Raw genomic sequence first — 24403 nt, 5'->3', positions numbered from 1 at the left:
CCGGTGTTGGTTAATTTCATAGTGTTTCGGTGGTCATTGCGTTAGGGAAACGCCCGGTTACATTCCGAACCCGGAAGCTAAGCCTTTCAGCGCCGATGGTACTGCAGGGGGGACCCTGTGGGAGAGTAGGACGCCGCCGAACAATTATTCCGGGAAAGCCCCGCACCTCTGGTGCGGGGCTTTTCTGCGTTTATCGTGTGCCAGCACCCCGGTGTGCCGGCACACCGTATCGGACCGTGCGGCAGGCGAAGGCAGGGGTCGACAAGAAGGCTTGGACTTGCGCCGCGCGTGGTTATGAATCTCCCTGAGTTCGGGGTATGCTCTATCCCGTTGCCACCGCGCAACAGGCCCCAATAGCTCAGTCGGTAGAGCGTCTCCATGGTAAGGAGAAGGTCTACGGTTCGATTCCGTATTGGGGCTCAGGTAATGCGAAAGGCCCCCGCCGATGGCGGGGGCCTTTCGCATGTCCGGTGCCTTCAGGCTCACTCTTCTGGAGGTGGTCCGGGTTGCCGGTGCCGGGGGCGGCGAGCAGCTCACCGATGAGTCGCCGTCAGGCCGTGTGCGGTTCCGGGACCCGCATCGCCAGGATGGCCATGTCGTCGGAGGCCGGTTCGGCGGCGAAGCGTTCGACGGCCCGCAGGACACGGGACGCCACCGCTCCGGCCGTGAGGCCCGTGCACGTGGTGAGAACGTCGGCCAGGCCGTCGTCTCCCAGCATGCGGGTACCTTCACGGCGTTCTGTCACGCCATCCGTCACGCAGAGCAGGACATCGCCGGGGCTGAGGGTGACCGTCTGCTCGTACAGTTCGAGGTCCTCGATGACGCCCAGCAGCGGCTGCGGTTCGGCTGCTGCCTCGACCGTCCCGTCCTGGCGCAGGCGTAGTGGCAGGGGATGACCGGCGCACACCACCTTGAGCAGGGCGCTGCCGTCCTTCTGGGGCCACAGCTCTCCGTAGAGGAGGGTGAGGAAGCGGCTGCGGGAACCCTCGTCGAGGATGGCGGCGTTGAGACGTTCCAGGACGGCCGGGCCGCCGAAGCCCTCGCGGGCGAGCAGGCGCAGGGCGTGGCGGGCGAGGCCCGTGACGGCCGCGGCCTCCGGGCCCGTACCGCAGACGTCACCGATGGCGAAGCCGTATGCGCCGTCCCGGATCGGGAAGACGTCGTAGAAGTCGCCGCCGACCTCGTTGCCCTCGCCGGCCGCCCGGTAGATGACCTCGATCTCGACATTGGGCACATCGGGGAGGCCCGGCGGCAGCAGGCTGCGCTGCAGGGACTGACTGATCGCCATGCGCTCCGAGTAGAGCCGGGCGTTGTCGAGGGCGAGGGCGGCACGGCGGGACAGGTCCTCGGCGAGTTCGAGGATCTCCTGGCGGAAGTGGTCGTCGGACGGTTTGCCGAGCGTGAGCATGCCGATGACGCGGTTCCGGGCGACGAGCGGCAGGACCACCGTCTCGCCGCCCACCGCGGCCGCGGTCGCCAGCGTCGTGCGGATGCCGGCGCCGAGAGCGGTGGACTCGCTGAGGCCGAGGCTGCGCATGGAGGTGCGCAGGGCCGCCTCGTGGGCGGCCTCGGAGGGTGCCGTCCAGACCCGGGCGCCGGGTGTCGGCACGGGGTCCGGCGGGGAGATCTTGGAGAGCAGTGCCTTGAGGCCGTCGATGAGCTCCTCGTCCTCGTGCAGCACATACGAGAGGTACGGCTCCGAGGACTGGTCGGCGATCGTGTAGACGGCGCACCAGGTGGCCAGGGTGGGGACCGTCATCTGGGCCATCAGCGCCAGTGTCTGGTCCCGGTCGAGCGTGCCGGCAAGGAGGTCGGAGGCCTCGACGAGGAAGGACAGCGAACCGCGGCGCAGCCGTTCGAGTTCGCCGAGGCGGGCCGATTCGACGGCGAGCGCGATGCGGTCAGCGGCGAACTGGAGGCGCAGGGCTTCCTCGTTGGTGTACCGGCCCGGCGCTTCGGCGGCGACACCGAGTGAGCCGGTGAGCCGGCCTTCGACCTTGAGCGGGACGGTGACGACGGAGCGCATGCCGGTCCCGCCGAGCAGGGGTACGGCCCCGGGCACGGCGGTGAGGTCCTCGTGGACGGCGGGCATCCGGGCGGAACCGTACCGGCCGGTGCCGGCCTCGACAGGGACCCGGGCGAAGCGTTGACGGGCGGACGGGAGGCCGGTCGTGGCCCGTACCTCCAGCTCCGTCTCGTCGTCCGTGGCCAGCAGCAGGAAGGCCGAATCCGCGTCGAGCATGTCGCGGGCCCGCTCGACGGTGCGCTGGAGCAGTCCGTCGAGGTCGTCGGGGGCGGGGGAGCCGATGAAGACCTCGAACGGGTCCGTGGTGCGGCTCTCGGCGCCGACGTCGGAGACGGGGGTGCGGACCGGGGACTGCAGCACGGCGCGTTCGTAGTCGCGGACGAGCAGACAGACTGTCGACGGTTCGCCCTGGGTGTCGCGGACTCTGAGGTGCGAGGCATAGACCGGGATGGTGCGGCCGTCGGCGCCGCGGATCCCGTAACTGCCCTCCCAGCGGGAGAGCTGGAGCGCGTCGGCGATGCCTGTGTTGGTGCCGGGAGTGTGCGGCCACGCCATGAAGTCGGTGAGTTGCTTACCGGTGACCTGATCCGCGCTGTAGCCGAAGAGGTACGTGCAGTCGTCGTTCCAGGCAGCGATGGAACCGGAGCTGTCGATCTGGACGACGGCGACCCGGACGCGTTCGTCGGCGACCGGGAGGAGAGCCGTGGGGAGCAGGGGGCCGGCGGAGCGGATGCCCACCGGACGTTCGGGGAGTTCGAGCTGGAACCAGACGTGTTTGTGGGTCGGGGAGTACTCGACGCCCCACCGGGAAGCGAGCGCCGCGCAGAGCAGCAGACCGCGGCCGCTCTCCCGGTCCGGGCTGCCGAAGTCCAGACCGGTGCTCTGGAGCGGGATCTCCCGTTCCGGATAGTGGTCGGAGACCTCGACCCGGACGCCGTCCTCCGTACGCAGACACAGCACGTCGGCGGCGGTGCCTGCGTGCACCACCGCGTTGGTCACGAGCTCGCTGGTGAGGACGACCGCGTCGTCCACGATGTCCGTGTACCCCCAGCCCTGAAGGGTGTCACGCACGAAGGCGCGAGCGGTCGCGACGGAGCGCCCGACCGGGTCGAAGGTGGCAGCCGCGCGCGCGGTGATCACAGCACTCCCCATATGGTGTCTCGTCGCTTCCCCGAGTCCTGTGCCCGTTTCTCGCCGCTTCGATTCGCTTAGCCAGGCTAGACGCTCGGTGTCGGTCCCGGGTACACGAGGGCCGAGTTCGGACAAGGGCGACCAGGATGTGGTCGGTGAGCGGACAAGTGTGGGCTTCCCAACGGAGGGATGATGGACAACCGTTGGAGGCTCCACCTCGATCCGTTTCGGCCTGGTACGTTTCAACGATTTGACGTCCGCATGGTCACCCGTCAACGGTGGGCAGTGGCGGTGAGCCAATGTGGAACTGGGCAAGCTCCCAGATAAAGGCCCGAGCGATACGGTCAACCCCTGCGGGAGGGACACGGTGGAGTCTGGCGTGGCGGCGCGGGGATCAGGCACGCGCACAAAAGGCGGACAGTCCGTGAAGAAACAGCGCAATGGAACGATCGACGTCGATGCGGCGGCGCTCAACAGACTGCTCGCGGGCCTGGTGGCGATGCGCGACGGGAACTTCCGTCGGCGTCTGACCGTGTCGGGCGACGGCGTGATGACGGAGCTCGCGGCGGTCTTCAACGAGGTCGCCGACCGTAATCTTCATCTCACCGGCGAACTGGCACGTGTACGTCGCGTGGTCGGGCGCGAGGGGAAGCTGACCGAGCGGCTGGAGACGGGGGCCTGCGAGGGCTCCTGGGCCGCTGCCATCGATGCCTCGAACGAGCTGGTCGATGATCTGGCGCGGCCGGTGTCGGAGGTCGGACGGGTCCTCTCGGCGGTCGCCGACGGTGATCTCGAACAGCGGATGGAGCTCCGGTCGCACACGACCGACGAGACCGTGCGACCGCTGCGTGGCGAGTTCCTGAAGGTGGCTCGTACGGTCAACAACCTGGTCGACCAGCTGTCGGCGTTCACCGAGCAGGTGACGCGGGTGGCGGTCGAGGTGGGTACCGAGGGCAAGCTGGGCGGGCAGGCCCAGGTGCGCGGAATGTCCGGTTCCTGGAAGGACCTCACGGACTCCGTCAACACCATGGCGTACCGGCTCACCGCGCAGGTGCGGGACATCGCGCTGGTGACGACGGCGGTCGCCAAGGGTGATCTGTCGCGGAAGGTCACCGTCCATGTGGCCGGCGAGATGCTCCAGCTGAAGAACACCGTCAACACGATGGTCGACCAGCTGTCGTCGTTCTCCTCCGAGGTGACCCGGGTCGCCCGTGAGGTGGGCACGGAGGGCGAGCTGGGTGGTCAGGCGACGGTGCCCGGGGTGGCCGGGGTGTGGAAGGACCTCACCGACTCCGTCAACACGATGGCCGGAAACCTCACCTCGCAGGTGCGCGGCATCGCCGAGGTGACGACGGCGGTCGCCAACGGTGACCTGTCGCAGAAGGTCACGGTCAGTGCGCGCGGCGAGGTGGCGCAGCTCGCCGAGACGATCAACCAGATGACCGAGACGCTGCGGACCTTCGCGGACGAAGTGACGCGGGTGGCGAGCGAGGTCGGTGGCGAGGGTCTGCTCGGCGGTCAGGCGCAGGTTCCGGGTGCGGCGGGTACGTGGAAGGACCTCACCGATTCGGTGAACACGGTCTTCCGGAACCTGACGACGCAGGTGCGGGACATCGCTCAGGTGACCACGGCGGTGGCCAGCGGTGACATGACGCAGAAGGTCACGGTCGATGTGGCCGGCGAGATGCTGGAGCTGAAGAACACCGTCAACACGATGGTGGACCAGCTGCAGTCCTTCGGTTCCGAAGTGACCCGGGTCGCCCGGGAGGTCGGTGTCGAGGGCCGGCTGGGCGGACAGGCCGAGGTACCGGGTGCGGCGGGTACGTGGAAGGACCTCACCGATTCGGTGAACACGGCGTTCCGGAACCTGACGGGTCAGGTGCGGGACATCGCGCAGGTGACGACGGCGGTCGCGAACGGCGATCTGTCGCAGAAGGTCACCGTGGATGTGGCCGGCGAGATGCTGGAGCTGAAGAACACCGTCAACACGATGGTGGCGCAGCTGTCGTCCTTCGCCGACCAGGTGACCCGGATGGCGCGGGACGTGGGCACGGAGGGCCGGCTCGGCGGCCAGGCGCGGGTCGACGGTGTCTCCGGTACGTGGAAGGAGCTCACCGACTCCGTCAACTTCATGGCGGGGAACCTGACCTCGCAGGTGCGTCAGATCGCCCAGGTGACGACTGCGGTCGCGCGGGGTGATCTGTCGCAGAAGATCGACGTGGACGCCCGCGGCGAGATCCTGGAGCTGAAGAACACCATCAACACGATGGTCGACCAGCTCTCCGCCTTCGCCGAGCAGGTGACCCGGGTGGCACGTGAGGTGGGCACGGACGGGCGGCTCGGCGGCCAGGCGCAGGTGCCCGGCGTGGCCGGTGTGTGGCGCGATCTGACCGATTCGGTGAACGGCATGGCGGGGAACCTCACCGCCCAGGTGCGTAACATCGCACAGGTCGCGACCGCGGTGGCGCGCGGTGACCTGTCGCAGAAGATCGACGTGGACGCCCGCGGCGAGATTTTGGAGCTGAAGAACACCCTCAACACGATGGTGGACCAGCTGTCGAACTTCGCGGAGCAGGTGACGCGGGTCGCCCGTGAGGTGGGCACAGCAGGCATTCTGGGCGGCCAGGCCGAGGTACAGGGCGTGTCCGGTACCTGGAAGGACCTCACCCAGTCCGTCAACGGCATGGCGAACAACCTGACCCTGCAGGTCCGCAACATCGCCGAGGTCACCACAGCGGTCGCCAAGGGCGATCTCTCGAAGAAGATCACCGTCGACGCCAAGGGCGAAATCCTCGAGCTGGTGACGACCGTCAACACGATGGTGGACCAGCTGCTCAACTTCGCCGACGAGGTGACGCGAGTCGCGCGCGAGGTGGGTACCGAGGGCATCCTGGGCGGCCAGGCCCGGGTGCGAGGTGCGACGGGCATCTGGAAGGACCTCAGCGACAACGTCAACCTGATGGCCAACAACCTGACCAGCCAGGTGCGGAACATCTCCCGGGTCTCGTCCGCGGTCGCCAACGGCGACCTCACCAAGAAGGTCACCGTCGAGGCCCGTGGCGAGGTCGCCGAGCTCGCCGACACCGTCAACACGATGGTGACGACGCTGTCGTCGTTCGCCGACGAGGTGACGCGAGTCGCCCGTGAGGTGGGCACGGAGGGTGAGCTGGGCGGCCAGGCGCGGGTCCCGGGCGTCTCCGGCACGTGGAAGGACCTGACCGAGTCGGTGAACTCGATGGCGTCCAACCTGACCGGTCAGGTGCGCCAGATCGCCACGGTCACCACCGCCATCGCCAAGGGCGATCTCACCAAGAAGATCGACATCGACGCCCGCGGCGAGATCCTGGAACTGAAGAACACCATCAACACGATGGTCGACCAGCTGTCGTCCTTCGCGGACCAGGTGACCCGGGTGGCCCGCGAGGTGGGCACCGAGGGGCAGCTGGGCGGTCAGGCGCGGGTCCGGGACGTGGACGGCACCTGGCGCGATCTCACCGAGTCCGTGAACGAGATGGCCGGGAACCTGACCCGTCAGGTGCGAGCCATCGCGGCCGTCGCCACCGCGGTGACCCGCGGCGATCTCAACCTCAAGATCGACGTGGACGCGGCCGGCGAGATCCAGGCCCTGCAGGACAACATCAACACGATGATCGCCAACCTGCGCGACACCACGGCCACCAACAAGGAGCAGGACTGGCTCAAGGGCAACCTCGCCCGGATCTCCGGTCTGATGCAGGGGCGTCGCGATCTCGAGGACGTCGCTTCGCTGATCATGAGCGAGCTGACCCCGGTCGTCTCGGCGCAGCACGGGGCGTTCTTCCTGGCCGTGCCGACCGGCGACATCGAGGCGATGGGCGCGGAGGCCGACAAGGAAGGCGCATATGTGCTCCGGATGCGGGGCAGCTACGGCTACTCCGCGGGATCGATGCCGACGTCGTTCCGGCCGGGTGAGACGCTCATCGGCACGGCGGCGGAGGAGAAGCGGACGATCCAGGTGGACAACGTGCCGCCGGGTTATCTGAAGATCTCCTCGGGGCTGGGCGAGGCTCCGCCCGCGCATGTGATCGTGCTGCCGGTGCTCTTCGAGGGGCAGGTCCTCGGTGTGATCGAGCTGGCCTCGTTCCAGCCGTTCACCCACATTCAGCGGGACTTCCTCAACCAGCTCGCCGAGATGATCGCGACGAGCGTCAACACGATCAGTGTCAACACCAAGACGGAGAAGCTCCTGGAGCAGTCGCAGGAGCTGACCGAGCAACTGCGGGATCGTTCGGAGGAGTTGGAGAACCGGCAGAAGGCACTGCAGGCCTCCAACGCCGAACTGGAGGAGAAGGCCGAGCTGCTGGCACAGCAGAACCGCGACATCGAGGTGAAGAACACCGAGATCGAGGAGGCCCGGCAGGTCCTGGAGGAGCGCGCCGAGCAACTCGCCGTCTCGATGCGCTACAAGTCCGAATTCCTGGCGAACATGTCGCACGAGCTGCGTACGCCGCTCAACTCGCTGCTCATCCTGGCCAAGTTGCTCGCGGACAACGCCGAGGGCAATCTCTCGCCGAAGCAGGTGGAGTTCGCCGAGACGATCCACGGGGCCGGTTCCGACCTGCTCCAGCTGATCAACGACATCCTGGATCTGTCGAAGGTCGAGGCGGGCAAGATGGACGTCAGCCCGACCCGGATCGCACTGGTCCAGCTGGTCGACTATGTGGAGGCGACGTTCCGGCCGCTCACCGCGGAGAAGGGGCTCGACTTCTCCGTACGGGTGTCGCCGGAGCTGCCCGCGACGCTGCACACGGACGAACAGCGGCTGCTGCAGGTGCTGCGCAATCTGCTGTCCAACGCGGTGAAGTTCACCGACAGCGGCGCCGTCGAGCTGGTGATCAGGCCTGCCGGCGCCGATGTGCCGAACGCCATCCGTGAACAGCTCCTCGAAGCCGGTTCGCTGCGGGACGCCGACGCCGATCTGATCGCGTTCTCGGTCACCGACACCGGTATCGGGATCGCGTCCAGCAAGATGCTGGTGATCTTCGAAGCGTTCAAGCAGGCGGACGGTACGACGAGCCGCAAGTACGGCGGTACGGGGCTCGGGCTGTCCATCAGCCGGGAGATCGCCCGGCTGCTGGGCGGCGAGATCCATGCGGCGAGCGAGCCGGGCCGTGGCTCGACCTTCACGCTGTATCTGCCGCTGCACCCCAGTGAGCTGCCGCCGCAGGGCTACCCGCAGATCGGTCCCGGTCCCATCGAGGCGCATGGCCAGGCGGTCGAGGAAGGGCTGATTCCGGAGGCGGGGGCGGCCACCCGTCTGTCGGCACCGCACGGTCAGGTCGGTTCCGCAGGGCTGTTCCGGCATCGCCGCAAGGCGCTCGGCGGAAGGGAGCAGAGGCCGGCGCTGTCGGCGAGGAGCACCGCGCCGCCCCAGGAGTCGTGGGCGGCGGCCGGTCAGGAGGAGCCCGAGGCCCGCAAGGTGTTCCGGTTCGATGGCGAGAAGGTGCTGATCGTCGACGACGACATCCGTAACGTCTTCGCGCTGACCAGTGTGCTGGAGCAGCACGGTCTCTCGGTGCTGTATGCGGAGAACGGGCGCGAGGGCATCGAAGTCCTGGAGCAGCACGATGATGTGACGGTTGTGCTGATGGACATCATGATGCCGGAGATGGACGGCTATGCAACGACGACGGCGATCCGCCGGATGCCGCAGTTCGCCGGGCTGCCCATCATCGCGCTGACCGCGAAGGCGATGAAGGGCGACAGGGAGAAGGCGATCGATTCCGGTGCTTCCGACTATGTCACCAAGCCGGTTGATCCCGACCATCTGCTCTCCGTCATGGAGCAGTGGATGCGCGGAGAGTGATCGTCGATTGAGCGGATCACGATAAGTTGCTGATCGACTGTGCTCGAAGGGGTGTGAGAGGGCGGTGGACGGGGAACCTTCTGGTCTCCCACCGCGTTTTTGGTATGTGCACAGTGACATCGCGGTGACAGGGTGTGGTGACGGGCGGGGTGCGGCTACCATGACCGGCACAAGGACGGACGGCGCAAGGGAGTCGTCCCCTGGGGCGGCGCCCGGTGCGATTCCGGGGCGAGGAGGACGGGCCATGGTGCAGAAGGCCAAGATCCTCCTGGTCGATGACCGGCCGGAGAATCTGCTGGCGCTGGAGGCCATCCTCTCTGCGCTCGATCAGACCCTGGTACGGGCATCGTCAGGGGAGGAAGCGCTCAAAGCGCTGCTGACGGACGACTTTGCGGTCATTCTGCTGGACGTCCAGATGCCAGGCATGGACGGTTTCGAAACCGCCGCGCACATCAAGCGACGGGAGCGGACCCGGGACATCCCGATCATCTTCCTCACCGCGATCAATCACGGTCCGCATCACACCTTCCGGGGGTACGCGGCGGGCGCGGTGGACTACATCTCGAAGCCGTTCGATCCCTGGGTGCTGCGCGCCAAGGTCTCGGTCTTCGTCGAGCTCTACATGAAGAACTGCCAACTGCGCGAGCAGGCCGCACTGCTCAGGCTCCAGCTCGAGGGCGGCGGTCGGCCGAGCGCGGACCAGGACAAGGAGCCCGCCGGTCTGCTGGCCGAACTCTCGGCGCGCCTCGCGGCCGTCGAGGAGCAGGCGGAGGCCCTCTCCAAGCAGCTCGACGACGAGTCGGCGGACGCCGCGGCGGTGGCCACTGCCGCCCATCTCGAGCGGAAGCTGACCGGACTGCGGCGTGCGCTCGACGCGCTGGAGCCGGGCACCGGGAGCGGCACGGCCGCGCTTCCTTCGTAACACGCCCTCCGCGGAACTCCCCGACCCCCAAGCCACGTTCGGGGTCGGGACGCTGACGGCCCGTCCACCGTGAGGGCGCGTCAGTTTCCGGCCTCCGTGCGGCGACACGGTCGGGTGAACCCAGAGGCGCACGTGTTCACGGCCGCCGACACCGGTAACCTCGGCACCATGGCCTCACGTACGTCCGGCAAGGGTTCCCAGGGCACGGCGGGCACCGCGAAGCGTCCCGGCCGTACCGCGGGTCCGGCGAAGAAAGCCGCGCCCGCGAAGAAAGCCGCCGCGAAGAAGACGGCGCCCGCGAAGAAGGCACCGGCCAAGAAGGCGTCGGCCAAGAAGGCGGCTGCCCCCAGACCCGCACCGTCACCCACCGGGGGTGTGTACTGGCTGGTGCGCGCCATCTGGCTCGGTGCAGCCCATGCCGTCGGCGCGATGCTCCGGGGCATAGGGCGCGGCGCCAAGGGACTCGATCCCGCACACCGCAAGGACGGCGTCGCCCTTCTGCTGCTCGGGATCGCGCTGATCGTCGCCGCGGGCACCTGGTCGAATCTGCGGGGCCCCGTCGGCGACCTCGTCGAGATGCTCGTCACCGGCGCCTTCGGCCGGCTCGATCTGCTCGTCCCGATACTGCTCGGCGCGATCGCCGTGCGGCTGATCCTCTACCCCGAGAAGCCCGAGGCCAACGGTCGTATCGTCATCGGACTCTCCGCCCTGGTCATCGGGGTACTCGGCCAGGTGCACATCGCGTGCGGATCGCCGGGCCGCGAGGACGGCAGCGAGGCGATGCAGGACGCGGGCGGCCTGATCGGCTGGGCCGCCTCCAAGCCGTTGATCTACACCATGGGCGAGGTCCTCGCCGTACCGCTGCTCCTGCTCCTCACCGTCTTCGGACTGCTCGTCGTCACCGCGACCCCGGTGAACGCCATTCCGCAGCGGCTGCGACTGCTCGGCTCCAAGCTGGGGATCGTCGACCCGGAGTACGACCCCGAGGCGGATGACGAGAGCGACGACGAGCGGTACGACGAGCAGTGGCGCGACGCGCTGCCCGCCCGCTCACGACGCTCCTCCGCGCGCCGCTCCGAGGCGCCCGAGGAGTACGACCCCGAGCAGGCGGAGGCCGAGGCGCTCTCCAAGCGCCGCAGGCCGCGCAGGCCGTCCGTGCAGCCTGCGATGAACCGCACCATGGACGCGGTGGACGTCGCCGCGGCCGCGGCCGCGGCGCTCGACGGGGCGGTTCTCAACGGCATGCCGCCCTCGCCGATCGTCGCCGACCTCACCCAGGGCGTCACCGTCGAGCGGGACCGTGAACGGCCGGGCACCCCGGTGCCCGGCGCCCGGGAGGCGGAGCAGGCCCAGGGGGCGGGGAAGCCGGAGAAGAGTGCAGCGCTCTTCGACGGCGTACCCGATCTGACGAAGCCCGCGCCCGACCGCTCACAGTCCCAGCCGCTGCCGGCCCGCGCCGAGCAGCTGCAGCTCTCCGGGGACATCACGTACGCGCTGCCCTCGCTCGACCTGCTGGAACGCGGCGGCCCGGGCAAGACCCGCAGCGCCGCCAACGACACGATCGTCGCCTCCCTGACGAACGTCTTCACCGAGTTCAAGGTCGATGCCGCGGTCACCGGCTTCACCCGCGGACCGACGGTGACGCGCTACGAGGTGGAGCTCGGCCCTGCTGTGAAGGTCGAGCGGATCACGGCGCTCGCCAAGAACATCGCGTACGCCGTCGCCAGCCCCGACGTCCGGATCATCTCCCCGATCCCGGGGAAGTCCGCCGTCGGCATCGAGATCCCCAACACCGACCGCGAGATGGTCAACCTCGGCGACGTGCTGCGCCTCGCGGACGCGGCCGAGGACGACCACCCGATGCTGGTCGCGCTCGGTAAGGACGTCGAGGGCGGCTACGTGATGGCCAACCTCGCGAAGATGCCGCACGTGCTGGTGGCCGGTGCGACCGGTTCCGGCAAGTCGTCCTGCATCAACTGCCTGATCACCTCGGTCATGGTGCGGGCGACGCCGGAGGACGTACGGATGGTGCTGGTCGACCCCAAGCGCGTCGAGCTGACCGCGTACGAGGGCATCCCGCACCTGATCACGCCGATCATCACCAACCCGAAGCGCGCCGCCGAGGCACTGCAGTGGGTCGTACGGGAGATGGACCTCCGGTACGACGACCTCGCAGCGTTCGGATACCGGCACATCGACGACTTCAACCAGGCCGTGCGCAACGGCAAGGTCAAGCTGCCGGAAGGCAGCGAGCGGGAGCTCTCCCCGTACCCGTATCTGCTGGTCATCGTCGACGAGCTGGCCGACCTGATGATGGTCGCTCCGCGCGACGTCGAGGACTCCATCGTCCGCATCACCCAGCTGGCGCGCGCCGCAGGCATCCATCTCGTGCTCGCCACCCAGCGGCCCTCGGTCGATGTCGTCACCGGTCTGATCAAGGCGAATGTGCCCTCCCGGCTCGCGTTCGCGACCTCTTCGCTCGCCGACAGCCGCGTCATCCTCGACCAGCCCGGCGCCGAGAAGCTGATCGGCAAGGGGGACGGACTGTTCCTGCCGATGGGGGCCAACAAGCCCACCCGCATGCAGGGCGCGTTCGTCACGGAGGGCGAGGTCGCGGCCATCGTCCAACACTGCAAGGATCAGATGGCGCCCGTCTTCCGCGAGGACGTGGTGGTCGGCGGCGCCAAGAAGAAGGAGATCGACGAGGACATCGGCGACGACCTGGATCTGCTCTGCCAGGCCGCCGAGCTGGTCGTCTCCACCCAGTTCGGTTCGACCTCGATGCTCCAGCGCAAACTGCGGGTCGGCTTCGCCAAGGCCGGCCGGCTCATGGACCTCATGGAGTCGCGGAACATCGTCGGACCGAGCGAGGGGTCCAAGGCGCGCGATGTCATGGTGAAACCGGATGAACTGGACGAGGTGTTGGCACAGATCCGCGGGGAAACTGCTTCGTAAGGGTCTGATGGGCAACCGTTTCGCCGGGTCGCACGTCAACTTGAGGGAAGGGGCAGCAGGATGTTCTTCCAGAGGGCGTCCGGCGAATGGGACGGCGTTCGCATCCGATGGTGTTCGAATCCGATGGCGTACAAAGTCCTTGCTCCCGGTTGCCTCACCCTTTCGTACCCCCCCTAGACTGAACACCCAGCAGGTGGCTCACGCTCGAAAGGCGCCCCCGTGTCCATCGGCAACTCCCCCGAAGACGACCGGCCTTCGATCGGTCGAGTGCTTCAGCAGGCTCGTATCGCCGCAGGTCTCACGGTCGAAGAGGTCAGCTCGTCCACCCGGGTGCGCATCCCCATCGTGCACGCGATCGAGGAGGACGACTTCTCCCGCTGCGGCGGCGACGTGTATGCCCGCGGCCATATCCGCACCTTGGCGCGCGCCGTCTCCATCGACCCGGAACCGTTGGTTTCGCAGTACGACGCCGAGCACGGCGGCCGTCCCGCGCCCACGCCGGCGGCGCCGATGTTTGAAGCCGAACGGATCCGCTCCGATCCCCGTCGGCCCAACTGGACCGCGGCCATGGTCGCGGCGATCGTCGCCGTGGTCGGCTTCGTCGGCTTCACCTTCTTCAAGGGTGGTGACGACGGCGGCACGTCCACGCAGGTCGCGGAAGGTTCGACGCCCAACACAACCAGCCCCAAACCCAAGCCCACCAAGACCACCGACCCCAAGCCCGTACCGTCCGACAGCGCCATCGCCGCGGCCCCGCGGGACAAGGTCACGGTCAAGCTCAGCGCCAGTCAGGGCAAGAGCTGGATCTCCGCCAAGGACCACAACGGGCGGCAGCTCTTCGACGGGCTGCTGCTGCAGGGCCAGTCCAAGACCTTCCAGGACAAGGAGCGGATCGACCTCGTCCTCGGTGACGCCGGTTCGATCGAGCTCTTCGTCAACGGCAAGAAGGTCGAGGACAAGTTCCAGCCGGGCCAGGTCGAACGGCTCTCGTACACGAAGGGCGACCCCGAGGTCGGCTGACGGCAATGTGTACACCGCGAGCGCCCGGCAATCCTGCCGGGCGCTCGCGTCATTGTCACTCCCTGTAAGGGCGGAACCCTGCTCGGCGGGGTGAGTGCCAGGACAAAGTAGTCTTGAGCCCATGCCCGAACGCCGTACCGTCGCCCTTGTCACTCTTGGCTGCGCCCGTAACGAGGTGGACTCGGAGGAGCTCGCAGGCCGCTTGGCAGCGGACGGCTGGGAGCTCGTCGAGGATGCCTCCGACGCGGATGTCGCCGTCGTCAACACCTGTGGATTCGTCGAGGCCGCCAAGAAGGACTCCGTCGATGCTCTTCTCGAAGCCAACGATCTGAAGGACCACGGCCGGACCCAGGCCGTGGTCGCGGTCGGCTGCATGGCCGAGCGCTACGGCAAGGATCTTGCCGAAGCCCTGCCGGAAGCCGACGGGGTCCTCGGTTTCGACGACTACGCCGACATCTCCGACCGCCTCCAGACCATCCTCAACGGGGGCATCCACGCCTCGCACACCCCGCGTGACCGGCGCAAGCTGCTGCCGATCAGCCCGGCGGAGCGGCAGGACGCCGCGGTCGCGCTGCCCGGGCACGCCCAGGAGGCCGCCCCGGCCCCTGCGGACCTCCCGGACGGGGTGGCGCCGGTCTCCGGGCCGCGCGCCCCGCTGCGCCGCCGGCTGGGCACCAGCCCGGTCGCCTCGGTGAAGCTCGCCTCCGGCTGCGACCGCCGCTGCTCCTTCTGCGCCATCCCGTCCTTCCGCGGCTCCTTCATTTCGCGCCGCCCCTCGGACGTTCTGCAGGAGACCCGCTGGCTCGCCGAGCAGGGCGTCAAGGAGGTCATGCTGGTCTCCGAGAACAACACCTCGTACGGCAAGGACCTCGGCGACATCCGGCTGCTGGAGACGCTGCTGCCGGAGCTCGCCGACGTCGACGGGATCGAGCGGATCCGGGTCAGCTACCTGCAGCCGGCCGAGATGCGACCCGGTCTGATCGACGTGCTGACGTCGACGCCGAAGGTCGCCCCGTACTTCGATCTCTCCTTCCAGCACTCCGCCCCCGGGGTGCTGCGCGCGATGCGCCGCTTCGGGGACACCGACCGCTTCCTGGAGCTCCTGGACACCATCCGCGGCAAGGCGCCGCAGGCCGGTGCACGGTCGAACTTCATCGTGGGCTTCCCCGGGGAGACCGAGGCCGACCTCGCGGAGCTGGAACGCTTCCTCACAGGTGCGCGGCTCGATGCCATCGGCGTCTTCGGGTACTCCGACGAGGAGGGCACGGAGGCGGTCGGCTACGAGAACAAGCTCGGTGCCGACGTCATCGCGGAGCGGCTCGCGCACATCTCGCAGCTGGCCGAGGAGCTGACAACCCAGCGCGCGGAGGAGCGGCTCGGAGAGTCCCTCCACGTGCTGGTCGAGTCGGTCGACCCCACGGACGACGAGCCGCGCGCCGTGGGGCGTGCGGCGCATCAGGCCCCCGAAACGGACGGCCAGGTGCTCTTCACCGGGCGCGAGGGCCTCGTGCCGGGCCGTATGGTCGAGGCAAAGGTGGTGGGCACCGAGGGAGTGGACCTGGTGGCCGAGTGTTCCGAGCTTGCGGAGGCAGCCAGATGACCGGAGTCCCGGCATCCGCGGCAGGCGGATCCGGCACGAAGCCGGTCCGCGGCGGCAAGCTGGGCACTGCGGCCGTCAATCAGGCCAGCCTGTGGAACATCGCCAACATCCTGACCATGGTGCGGCTGCTGCTGGTGCCCGGCTTCGTCATGCTGCTCCTGCACAACGGCGGCTACGACCCGGCCTGGCGCTCGTTCGCCTGGGCCGCGTTCGCCGTCGCCATGATCACCGACCTCTTCGACGGTCACCTGGCGCGCACGTACAACCTGGTCACCGACTTCGGGAAGATCGCGGACCCGATCGCCGACAAGGCGATCATGGGTGCGGCGCTGATCTGTCTGTCGTACCTCGGCGATCTGCCGTGGTGGGTCACGGGCGTGATCCTCTTCCGCGAGATCGGCATCACCTTGATGCGGTTCTGGGTGATACGGCATGCGGTGATTCCGGCCAGTCGCGGCGGGAAGATGAAGACACTGGCGCAGGGGACGGCCGTCGGGATGTATGTCCTGGCGCTGACCGGCCCGCTGGCCACGATGCGCTTCTGGGTGATGGCGGTGGCCGTCGTGTTGACGGTCGTCACCGGGCTCGACTATGTACGTCAGGCGGTTGTGCTGCGGCGCAAGGGGCTGGCGGCTGAGCGGGCTGCTGCGGCCGACCGGGCTTCCGGGGCATCCGCGTCCGCCGGTGCTTCGGATTCCGCGGAGGCCGAGCGGTGACTTCCGCGGCCCGGGTGCTGCAGCGGCTCGTGGAGCGTGGTGAGACTCTCGCCGTCGCCGAGTCGCTGACCGGCGGCCTGGTCGCGGCGGAGCTGACCTCCGTACCCGGTGCCTCGCAATCCTTCCGTGGGTCCGTGACGGCGTACGCCACGCCCCTGAAGCGGGACGTGCTGGCTGTGGACGGGGCCCTGCTGGCAGCGCACGGTGCGGTGGATCCCGAGGTCGCGCGGCAGATGGCGACAGGTGTGCGACGCGTTCTCGGTGCAGACTGGGGTTTGTCGACCACCGGCGTCGCGGGACCGGAGCCACAGGACGGCAAGCCCGTCGGAACGGTCTACGTGGCGGTCGCGGGGCCGGACGGCGCGGAGAAAGTGGCCGCGCTGCGGTTGAACGGCGACCGGACGGACATCCGTAGAGAGAGTGTACGGAGCGTGCTCGAATTGCTCTCCGGCGAACTCGGCGAGAATGCGAGCGCACAGGATACGGAACACAACGGGGGGAATTGATGTTTGCAGCCCTGAGTGAACACGACATCGCTCCCCGCACGGCCGCAGCGCAAGGCGGTACGGTGGGGCGTGAAGGATGCGGCTACGCGGTCCGAGGAGGGAGCCACCGATGATTCTGCTCCGTCGCCTGCTTGGTGACGTGCTGCGTCGGCAGCGCCAGCGCCAAGGCCGTACTCTGCGCGAAGTCTCCTCGTCCGCCCGAGTCTCGCTCGGCTATCTCTCCGAGGTGGAGCGGGGGCAGAAGGAGGCATCCTCCGAGCTGCTCTCCGCCATTTGCGACGCGCTTGACGTACGGATGTCCGAGCTCATGCGTGAAGTGAGCGATGAGCTGTCGCTGGCTGAGCTGGCCGAGTCGGCAGCAGCCGGCGATCCGGTACCTGTACCGGTGCGCCCCATGCTCAATTCCGTCTCCGTGACGTCGGTGGCAGGTGTGCCGACGGGACGGGTGACAATCAAGGCACCCGCGGAAGCGGTGGATGTCGTCGCCGCCTGACCCGCGCACTCGGTGTGCACCGGAGCCCCGGTCGGCCCCTTCTGGGGTCGGTCGGGGCTTCTGTGTGTGCGGAGGCTCGGACGGGCGATGTGCGGGATGAGGCGCTCGAGAGGTCTGCCTATTAGCTGAATTTCCCGAATTACGGTTTCAACTCATATGTGCCATCGTGGGTGAGGCGTCGATGACTGTGAGGTCATGAGGCCCTACGAATGGAGGCTCGTCCGCGCCGCGCGCGCCGGTACTGCACCGGTGCGCTCTCCCGCCGGGTGATCGGGCCGGACTAGGTTCGGTCGGAGGAGGCAGCCATGGTACGTCGATGGGTGCCCGCGCTCGTTCTCGGCGGGGTGTGGTGGTGGGCTGTGCTGCGGCTGCTGCTGGAGCCGGAACGCGTAGGGCTGGTCGAGGGCGCGGTGGCAGCGGGCGGTTGGGGGCTGAGTCTCCTGCCTGTCCATGTGGCCGCGAGCGCCGGTCCGACCGCAGCGGCCGGGGCTGACGGCGACACGGCCGGGTGGTTCGCGGTCGGGATACGTCGTGCCGGCAGCGCGTGGCGTACTGCCGGAGTGTGGGGCGCCACCGGGGCGCGGCTCGCTGCCGAGGTGTGGCGTACTGCCGGAGTGTGGGGCACCGCCGGGGCGCGGCTCGCTGCCGAGGTGTGGCGTACTGCCGGAGTGTGGGGCACCGCCGGAACGCGGCTCGCTGCCGAGGCGTGGCGTACTACCAGGGCATGGCGACGCCGCCGTTCGGGCGGAGGATCTGGCCGGTCATGAAGGCCGACGCGTCGGACGCCAGGTGCAGGACCGTGTGGGCGACATCTTCTGCCTCACCCACCCGGCCGAGCGGAGAGATCCGGACCATCGCGGTCTCTGTCCGATGCTGCACTTCCGCGTCGTGCTTGGCGGTCATCGGGGTACGGATCCAGCCCGGCGCGACAGCATTGACGCGGATGGAACGAGGCCCGAGCTCGGTCGCCAGGGTCCTGGTCAGCTGGACGACCGCCGCCTTGGCGGCGCTGTAGCAGAGCAGGCCCGGGCTTGCGGCGTCGACCGCGCCCGAGGCCATGGTGATCAGTGAGCCGGGTGCGCCGCGCGCGATCATGCTGCGGGCCACCTCCTGGCAGGCGTACAGAACGCCTTTGAAATTGACGGCGAGGACGCGGTCGAGGTCCTCGTCCGCCGTCTCCAGGACGCTGCTCGTGTGCATGATTCCGGCGACGGCGGCCAGGATGTCGAGGCCGCCCGCTGCGGCCACCGCGTCCCGGAGCTGACTGCGGTCGGTGACATCGAGCTGATGGGTGTGGGCTGCGCCACCCGCTTTGGTGATCATCTCCTGCGTTTCCAGGAGGCCTGTCCCGTCGCGGTCCGCGCAGTGGACGGTTGCTCCCGCCTCCGCGAGCAGGACGGCACTGGCGCGGCCGATGCCGCCGGCTGCGCCGGTGATGAACGCGGAGCGGCCGGTGAGGTCGTACGCGGTGAGAGGCATGTCCGGACCGTACGACCGCATCTGACGGTGCGTCAACTATGGTGTGGGGCCCGATTGGCAGCGCGGGCACCAATACGTGGGACGGGTGTCCTGCTCCGCCGCACGGATGGGGGCACCGCACCTCAGGCAGGGGCGGTGGGTCCGGCCGTACACCCACAGCCGCTCAGTCGGGACGTACCCGCGGGCCCGGGAACCGGTGGTCGTGCGGACCGGTCGGTCCCGATTCGCTTCGAGGAGCTGCTTGGCCGTGGCGACCAGGCGCACGGCGGTGGTGGCGGGCAGGTCACCGACGGGGAGCCAGGGGGTGGCGCGGGCGAGGAAACAGAGTTCGGCCTTGTAGATGTTGCCGATGCCGGCCAGGTTGCGCTGGTCCAGGAGGGCTTCACCGAGGGGGCGGGCGGGGGCGGCGAGCAGGTTGTGCAGCGCGGTGTCGGGGTCCCAGTCGGGGCCCAGCAGATCGGGGCCGAGATGGCCGACCGCCTTCTCCTCGTCGACTGTGCGGAGGAGTTCCAGGACGGGCAGCCGGTAACCGACCGCTGTGTGGTCCGCGGTGGAGAGAATCGCGCGGATCTGATGGGCCGGGCCGCCGCGCCAGCGCTCACCCGGGGCGTAGACGCGCCAGGAACCGTCCATCCGCAGATGGCTGTGGAGAGTGAGGCCGCCCTCGATCCGGGTGAGGAGATGCTTGCCACGCGAAAGGGTGCCGAGGACGGTCCGGCCGGTGAGGTCGGCGGTCGCGAACCGGGGGACGCGCAGGTCGGAGCGGGTGAGGACCTGGTCCGCCAGTGCAGTGTGCAGACGCTTGGCGGTCTGCAGGACGGTATCTCCTTCGGGCATGTCTCCATGATGCGTGGTGGGGGCGGGGGGGGGCGGGGTGCGGGGTGCGAGGGGCCGTGGGCGGGCGCGGGGATGCGGGGGCCGGTGGGGTGGAGGCGTGTGGGGCCGGGCGAGGCGTGGGGTCAGGCCCGCAGACGGAGACCTCTTGGGGTGGCGAGGAAGCCGGCCGCCTCCAGCGTGCGGCCCAACGGCGAGGTCAGGGACGAGGCGCCATTGGTGCGCTCCACCGTGACCGTGCCGAGCGCCCCCGCGCGGGCTGCGGTGGCCAGCGCCTCGGCCGCCGCCCGGAGTGAGGGGTCCTCCGGATCCGTCGGCCAGGCGAGCAGGGTCTTGCCGCCGCGCTCCATGTACAGCGTCAGTTCGCCGTCGACCAGGACCACCAGGGCGCCGGCCTTGCGCCCCGGTCTGTGTCCGGCCCCGTCCGGGGGCTCGGGCCAGGACAGGGCAGCGCCGTACGCGTTGGCCGGGTCGGCGGCGGCGAGGACCAGGGCGCGGAGCGCCGCTCCCGGTTCCGTGCGGTCGCGGGCGGTGGACGCCGCACGGAGCCGGTCGACCGCTCCGTCCATGGCGAACTGGGCCGCTCCCAGGCCCTCGACCACGTAGCCGCGGCGGGCCTGCCCGTTGTCCTCGAAGGCGGAGAGAATGCGGTACGTCGCGGAGAAGCCGCCCTCGACGCCTTCGGCCTGGACCGCGCCGCGGGTCACGACGCCGTGACGGTCCAGGAGCGTGCGCGCCAGGGCGTGCGCGCGGTGCGTGGGATCGGGCTCGGCGGTCGGCAGCAGGGACCAGCGGCCCGAGACAGTGGGCGGACCGGTGCGTGACGCGGGACGGGCGGCGGCGGTGAGCGAGCCGTAACGGCCTCGGGGGATGCTGCGCTTGGCGCGGTGGGCGGTCGATCCTGCCGTACGTCCGGAGCCGAGGAGCGAACGAAGTGGCGCCAGCGTGTCGTTGGTCAGCCGGCCGGACCAGGTCAACTCCCAGATGGCGTCGGCCAGTTGAGGATCGGTGCAGTCCGGGTGGGTGGTGGCGCGGACCTGATCGGCGATCTGCCGGAAGAACAGTCCGTACCCGCCGGTCAGGGTGGTCAGAACGGATTCGTGCAGCGCGCTGAGTTCGAGTGGGTGCGGGGGCGGGAGGAGCAGAGGCGCGCTGTCGGCGAGGTAGAGGGACAGCCAGCCGTCCTTGCCGGGTAGGGCGCCCGCGCCGGCCCAGATCACCTCGCCGGTGGTGGTGAGTTCGTCGAGCAGGGCGGGGACGTACCCCGTGACCCGGCCGGGCAGGATCAGCTTCTCCAGCGCCGATGCGGGGACGGGGGCACCCTGCAACTGTTCGATGGCGCGGGCCAGTCCGTCGATGCCGCGCAGGCTGTTGTTGCCGAGATGCTGCCACTGCGGAAGGAAGCCGGCGAGGGCGGCGGGCGGGACCGGCTCCAGCTCGTGCCGGAGCGCGGCGAGGGACCGGCGGCGCAGCCGACGCAGCACCGTGGCGTCGCACCATTCCTGGCCGATGCCTGCAGGGTGGAACTCGCCCTGGACGATCCGGCCGGACGCGGCGAGCCGCTGCAGCGCACCGTCCGTGACCGCGGTGCCCAGGCCGAAGCGGGCGGCGGCGCCGGTGGAGGTGAACGGGCCGTGCGTACGGGCGTAGCGGGCGAGGAGATCGCCGAGCGGGTCCTTCACCGGTTCGGTGAACGCCTCGGGGACGCCGACGGGGAGGGCCGTGCCCAACGCGTCACGCAGTCGGCCCGCGTCCTCGATCGCCGCCCAGTGGTCGGCTCCGCCTATCCGGACCCGGATGGCCCGGCGGGCCGATGCCAGCTCCGGGGCCCACGGCTGCTCGGCACCGCGCTCGGCCAACTCGGCGTCGGTGAGCGGGCCGAGGACGCGGAGCAGGTCGGCGACGCCTTCGACGTCCTTGATCCGGCGGTCCTCGGTCAGCCACTGGAGCTCCTGCTCCAGCTCGCCCAGCACCTCGGCGTCGAGCAGCTCGCGCAGTTCGGCCTGGCCCAGGAGCTCGGCGAGGAGACGGGAGTCGAGGGAGAGCGCGGCCGCCCGGCGTTCGGCGAGCGGAGAGTCGCCCTCGTACAGGAACTGCGCCACATAGCCGAAGAGGAGCGAGCGGGCGAAGGGCGAGGGCTCCTGGGTGGTCACCTCGACCAGGCGGACGCGGCGCGCTTCGAGATCGCCCATCAGTTCCGTGAGGCCGGGAACGTCGAAGACGTCCTGCAGGCATTCGCGGACCGCTTCGAGGACGATCGGGAAGGAACCGAACTCCGAGGCCACCTGGAGGAGCTGGGCGGCGCGCTGACGCTGCTGCCAGAGCGGGGTGCGCTTGCCCGGGCTGCGGCGGGGCAGCAGCAGGGCGCGCGCCGCGCACTCGCGGAAACGGGAGGCGAACAGGGCGGATCCGCCGACCTGATCGGTGACGATCTGGTTGATCTCGCCCTGGTCGAAGACGACATCGGCGGCGCCGACGGGCGGCTGATCGCTGTCGTACGCCGCTGCGGCCGACGGGGCCGGCTCCCGTGGCGAGTTCTGTGACGAGTTCTGCGACGGGTCAAGGGTGAGGTCCTGGGCCGGATCGAAGTCCAGGAGGTCCAGGCCCATCATGTCGGCGTCGGGCAGCCGCAGCACGATGCCGTCGTCGGCATGCATCACCTGGGCATCCATGCCGTACCGCTCGGCGAGACGGGCTCCCAGCGCCAGCGCCCACGGAGCGTGGACCTGCGCGCCGAACGGGGAGTGCACGACAACCCGCCAGTCGCCCAGCTCGTCGCGGAATCGCTCGACGAGGATGGTCCGGTCGTCGGGGACATGGCCGCAGGCGGCGCGCTGTTCGCCGATGTACGACAGGACGTTGTCGGCGGCCCAGGTGTCGAGACCGGCGGCGAGCAGCCGCGACCTGGCGTCCTCGGACGACATTCCGCCGATCTCGCGGAGGAACGCGCCCAGGGCACGGCCCAGTTCCAGCGGGCGGCCCAGCTGGTCGCCCTTCCAGAACGGCAGCCGTCCCGGAACCCCGGGGGCCGGTGACACGAGGACCCGGTCGCGGGTGATGTCCTCGATCCGCCAGGACGTGGTGCCCAGCGTGAAGACATCGCCGACCCGGGACTCGTACACCATCTCCTCGTCCAGCTCGCCGACCCGGCCGCCGCCCTTCTTGGGGTCGGCCCCGGCGAGGAAGACCCCGAAGAGCCCGCGGTCGGGGATCGTGCCGCCGGAGGTGACCGCGAGCCGCTGGGCGCCGGGGCGGCCCGTGACCGTACCGGCGACGCGGTCCCAGACCACGCGCGGGCGCAACTCGGCGAAGGCATCGGACGGATAGCGGCCGGCCAGCATGTCCAGCACGGCCGTGAACGCCGACTCCGGCAGCGAGGCGAAAGGGGCGGCACGTCGGGTCACGGCCAGCAGATCGTCCACCTGCCAGGTGTCCAGGGCGACCATGGCGACGAGCTGCTGGGCCAGCACGTCCAGCGGATTGGACGGGATCCGGAGTGCCTCGATCGAGCCCGTGCGCATCCGCTCGGTGACCACTGCCGCCTGGACCAGGTCGCCGCGGTACTTCGGGAAGACCACTCCGGTGGAGACCGCACCGACCTGGTGCCCGGCACGGCCGACCCGCTGCAGTCCGGAGGCGACCGACGGCGGCGACTCCACCTGGACCACCAGGTCGACCGCACCCATGTCGATGCCCAGCTCCAGACTGGAGGTGGCGACCACGGCAGGCAGCCGGCCTGCCTTCAGGTCCTCCTCGACCTGGGCGCGCTGCTCCTTGGAGACCGAACCGTGGTGTGCGCGGGCGAGCAGCGCCGGGGCGCCCTTCGCCGCACCGGACTGGGCCATGATCTCGGCGGGGGAGTGGGCCTCCGACAGCGTCTCGCCGGTGGCCCGCTCGTACGCGATCTCGTTGAGCCGGTTGCACAGTCTCTCGGCGAGACGGCGGGAGTTGGCGAAGACGATGGTGGAGCGGTGCGCCTGGACGAGGTCGGTGATCCGCTCCTCGACGTGTGGCCAGATCGACGGCTTTTCCGCCTGGCCCCCTTGATCCGGGTCGGTGGCGGGCGAACCGCCGAGCTCGCCCAGATCCTCCACCGGCACGACCACCGACAGATCGAACCGCTTGGTGGACGGCGGCTGGACGATCTCCACCTTCCGCTGCGGCGAGAGGAACCGCGCCACTTCGTCGACCGGACGGACCGTCGCCGACAGGCCGATCCGCCGTGCCGGACGCGGCAGCAGCTCGTCGAGACGCTCCAGCGACACGGCGAGATGGGCGCCCCGCTTCGTACCGGCCACTGCATGCACCTCGTCGAGAATCACCGTCTCGATCCCGGACAGGGCCTCCCGAGCCGAGGAGGTCAGCATCAGGAACAGCGACTCGGGGGTGGTGATCAAGATGTCCGGCGGCCGGGTCGCCATCGAGCGGCGCTCGGCGGGCGGCGTGTCCCCCGAGCGGATGCCCACCCGCACGTCGGGCTCGGGCAGCCCGAGCCGCACCGATTCCTGGCGGATCCCGGTCAGCGGTGAGCGCAGATTGCGCTCCACGTCGACCGCGAGGGCCTTCAGGGGCGATACGTAGAGCACGCGGCAGCGCTTCCTGGCCTCGGCGGGCGGCGGGACCGCGGCCAGCCGGTCCAGCGCGGCGAGGAACGCGGCGAGCGTCTTGCCCGATCCGGTGGGCGCGACGACCAGCACGTCCGAACCCTCGCCGATGGCGCGCCAGGCACCTTCCTGCGCGGATGTCGGCGCGCTGAAGGCACCCGAGAACCAGCCGCGGGTGGCGGGGGAGAACGAATCGAGCGCAGAGCCGGCCATGTCCCCCATCGTGCACCCGACCACTGACAACGGACGGTGACAGCGGTCGGTACCTGCGA

12 protein-coding genes, 1 tRNA gene, 1 rRNA gene and 1 pseudogene are annotated in these 24403 nt (G+C 69.5%); 11 read left to right on the top strand and 4 right to left on the bottom strand.

Going from position 1 to position 24403, the window contains the following annotated elements:
- The first annotated feature begins 25 nt into the window (after positions 1-25).
- Together rrf and OHB49_RS13050 are read left to right on the top strand one after the other, a co-directional pair.
- Positions 26-142: ribosomal RNA gene (gene rrf / locus OHB49_RS13055) — 5S ribosomal RNA — on the top strand.
- Positions 143-347: 205 nt separating this feature from the next.
- A tRNA-Thr gene (locus OHB49_RS13050) sits at positions 348-420 on the top strand.
- A 130-nt stretch (positions 421-550) separates the two neighbouring features.
- Here the strand turns inward: OHB49_RS13050 and OHB49_RS13045 are convergent.
- On the bottom strand, positions 551-3178 hold the full coding sequence (locus tag OHB49_RS13045; RefSeq protein WP_234432897.1) for a SpoIIE family protein phosphatase: 2628 nt from the start codon (positions 3176-3178) through the stop codon (positions 551-553).
- A gap of 403 nt (positions 3179-3581) precedes the next feature.
- Here OHB49_RS13045 and OHB49_RS13040 point away from each other — a divergent pair, with 403 nt between their 5' ends.
- From OHB49_RS13040 to OHB49_RS45840, 9 genes and pseudogenes are all read left to right on the top strand, one after another.
- Positions 3582-9002, top strand: coding sequence for a HAMP domain-containing protein (locus OHB49_RS13040; protein WP_030974193.1), 5421 nt, complete (start codon positions 3582-3584; stop codon positions 9000-9002).
- A gap of 244 nt (positions 9003-9246) precedes the next feature.
- Positions 9247-9924 (top strand): response regulator, encoded by a 678-nt coding sequence (locus tag OHB49_RS13035; protein WP_313939502.1) that lies wholly within the window; start codon positions 9247-9249, stop codon positions 9922-9924.
- 168 nt (positions 9925-10092) lie between these two features.
- Complete coding sequence (locus OHB49_RS13030) at positions 10093-12879, top strand: DNA translocase FtsK (protein WP_329160400.1); 2787 nt, start codon at positions 10093-10095, stop codon at positions 12877-12879.
- A gap of 219 nt (positions 12880-13098) precedes the next feature.
- Positions 13099-13899: a helix-turn-helix domain-containing protein gene (locus OHB49_RS13025; RefSeq protein WP_030974187.1), complete on the top strand. Its 801-nt coding sequence runs from the start codon at positions 13099-13101 to the stop codon at positions 13897-13899.
- A 121-nt stretch (positions 13900-14020) separates the two neighbouring features.
- Complete coding sequence (gene rimO / locus OHB49_RS13020; protein WP_329160398.1) at positions 14021-15499, top strand: 30S ribosomal protein S12 methylthiotransferase RimO; 1479 nt, start codon at positions 14021-14023, stop codon at positions 15497-15499.
- The gene (gene pgsA / locus OHB49_RS13015) at positions 15496-16215 is read left to right on the top strand and encodes a CDP-diacylglycerol--glycerol-3-phosphate 3-phosphatidyltransferase (protein ID WP_030974183.1); all 720 of its coding nucleotides are present in this window, start codon (positions 15496-15498) and stop codon (positions 16213-16215) included. Before rimO ends, pgsA begins: the two co-directional genes overlap by 4 nt.
- Positions 16212-16721, top strand: coding sequence for a CinA family protein (locus OHB49_RS13010; protein ID WP_329160396.1), 510 nt, complete (start codon positions 16212-16214; stop codon positions 16719-16721). Before pgsA ends, OHB49_RS13010 begins: the two co-directional genes overlap by 4 nt.
- Before the next feature lie 109 nt (positions 16722-16830).
- Positions 16831-17214: a helix-turn-helix domain-containing protein gene (locus OHB49_RS13005; protein WP_030927058.1), complete on the top strand. Its 384-nt coding sequence runs from the start codon at positions 16831-16833 to the stop codon at positions 17212-17214.
- A 305-nt stretch (positions 17215-17519) separates the two neighbouring features.
- A pseudogene (locus OHB49_RS45840) lies at positions 17520-17762 on the top strand (hypothetical protein); the annotation flags it as partial.
- Positions 17763-17928: 166 nt separating this feature from the next.
- On the opposite strand, the gene OHB49_RS12995 reads toward OHB49_RS45840, so the two are convergent.
- From OHB49_RS12995 to OHB49_RS12985, 3 genes are all read right to left on the bottom strand, one after another.
- Positions 17929-18693, bottom strand: a complete 765-nt coding sequence (locus OHB49_RS12995) for an SDR family NAD(P)-dependent oxidoreductase (protein WP_329160395.1) — start codon at positions 18691-18693, stop codon at positions 17929-17931.
- A gap of 36 nt (positions 18694-18729) precedes the next feature.
- Entirely contained in the window at positions 18730-19530 is an 801-nt protein-coding gene (locus tag OHB49_RS12990; protein ID WP_329160393.1) for a DNA-formamidopyrimidine glycosylase family protein, read from the bottom strand.
- A gap of 122 nt (positions 19531-19652) precedes the next feature.
- Positions 19653-24344 carry an Lhr family helicase gene (locus OHB49_RS12985; protein ID WP_329160391.1) on the bottom strand — a complete coding sequence of 1564 codons (4692 nt, stop codon included), beginning with the start codon at positions 24342-24344 and terminating at the stop codon, positions 19653-19655.
- Positions 24345-24403 lie beyond the last annotated feature (59 nt).

The organism is Streptomyces sp. NBC_01717 (genome assembly GCF_036248255.1).
Taxonomy (GTDB): Bacteria; Actinomycetota; Actinomycetes; order Streptomycetales; family Streptomycetaceae; genus Streptomyces.
Note: the sequence above shows the minus strand (reverse complement) of the source record. Positions and strands in the feature narration are given on the sequence as shown.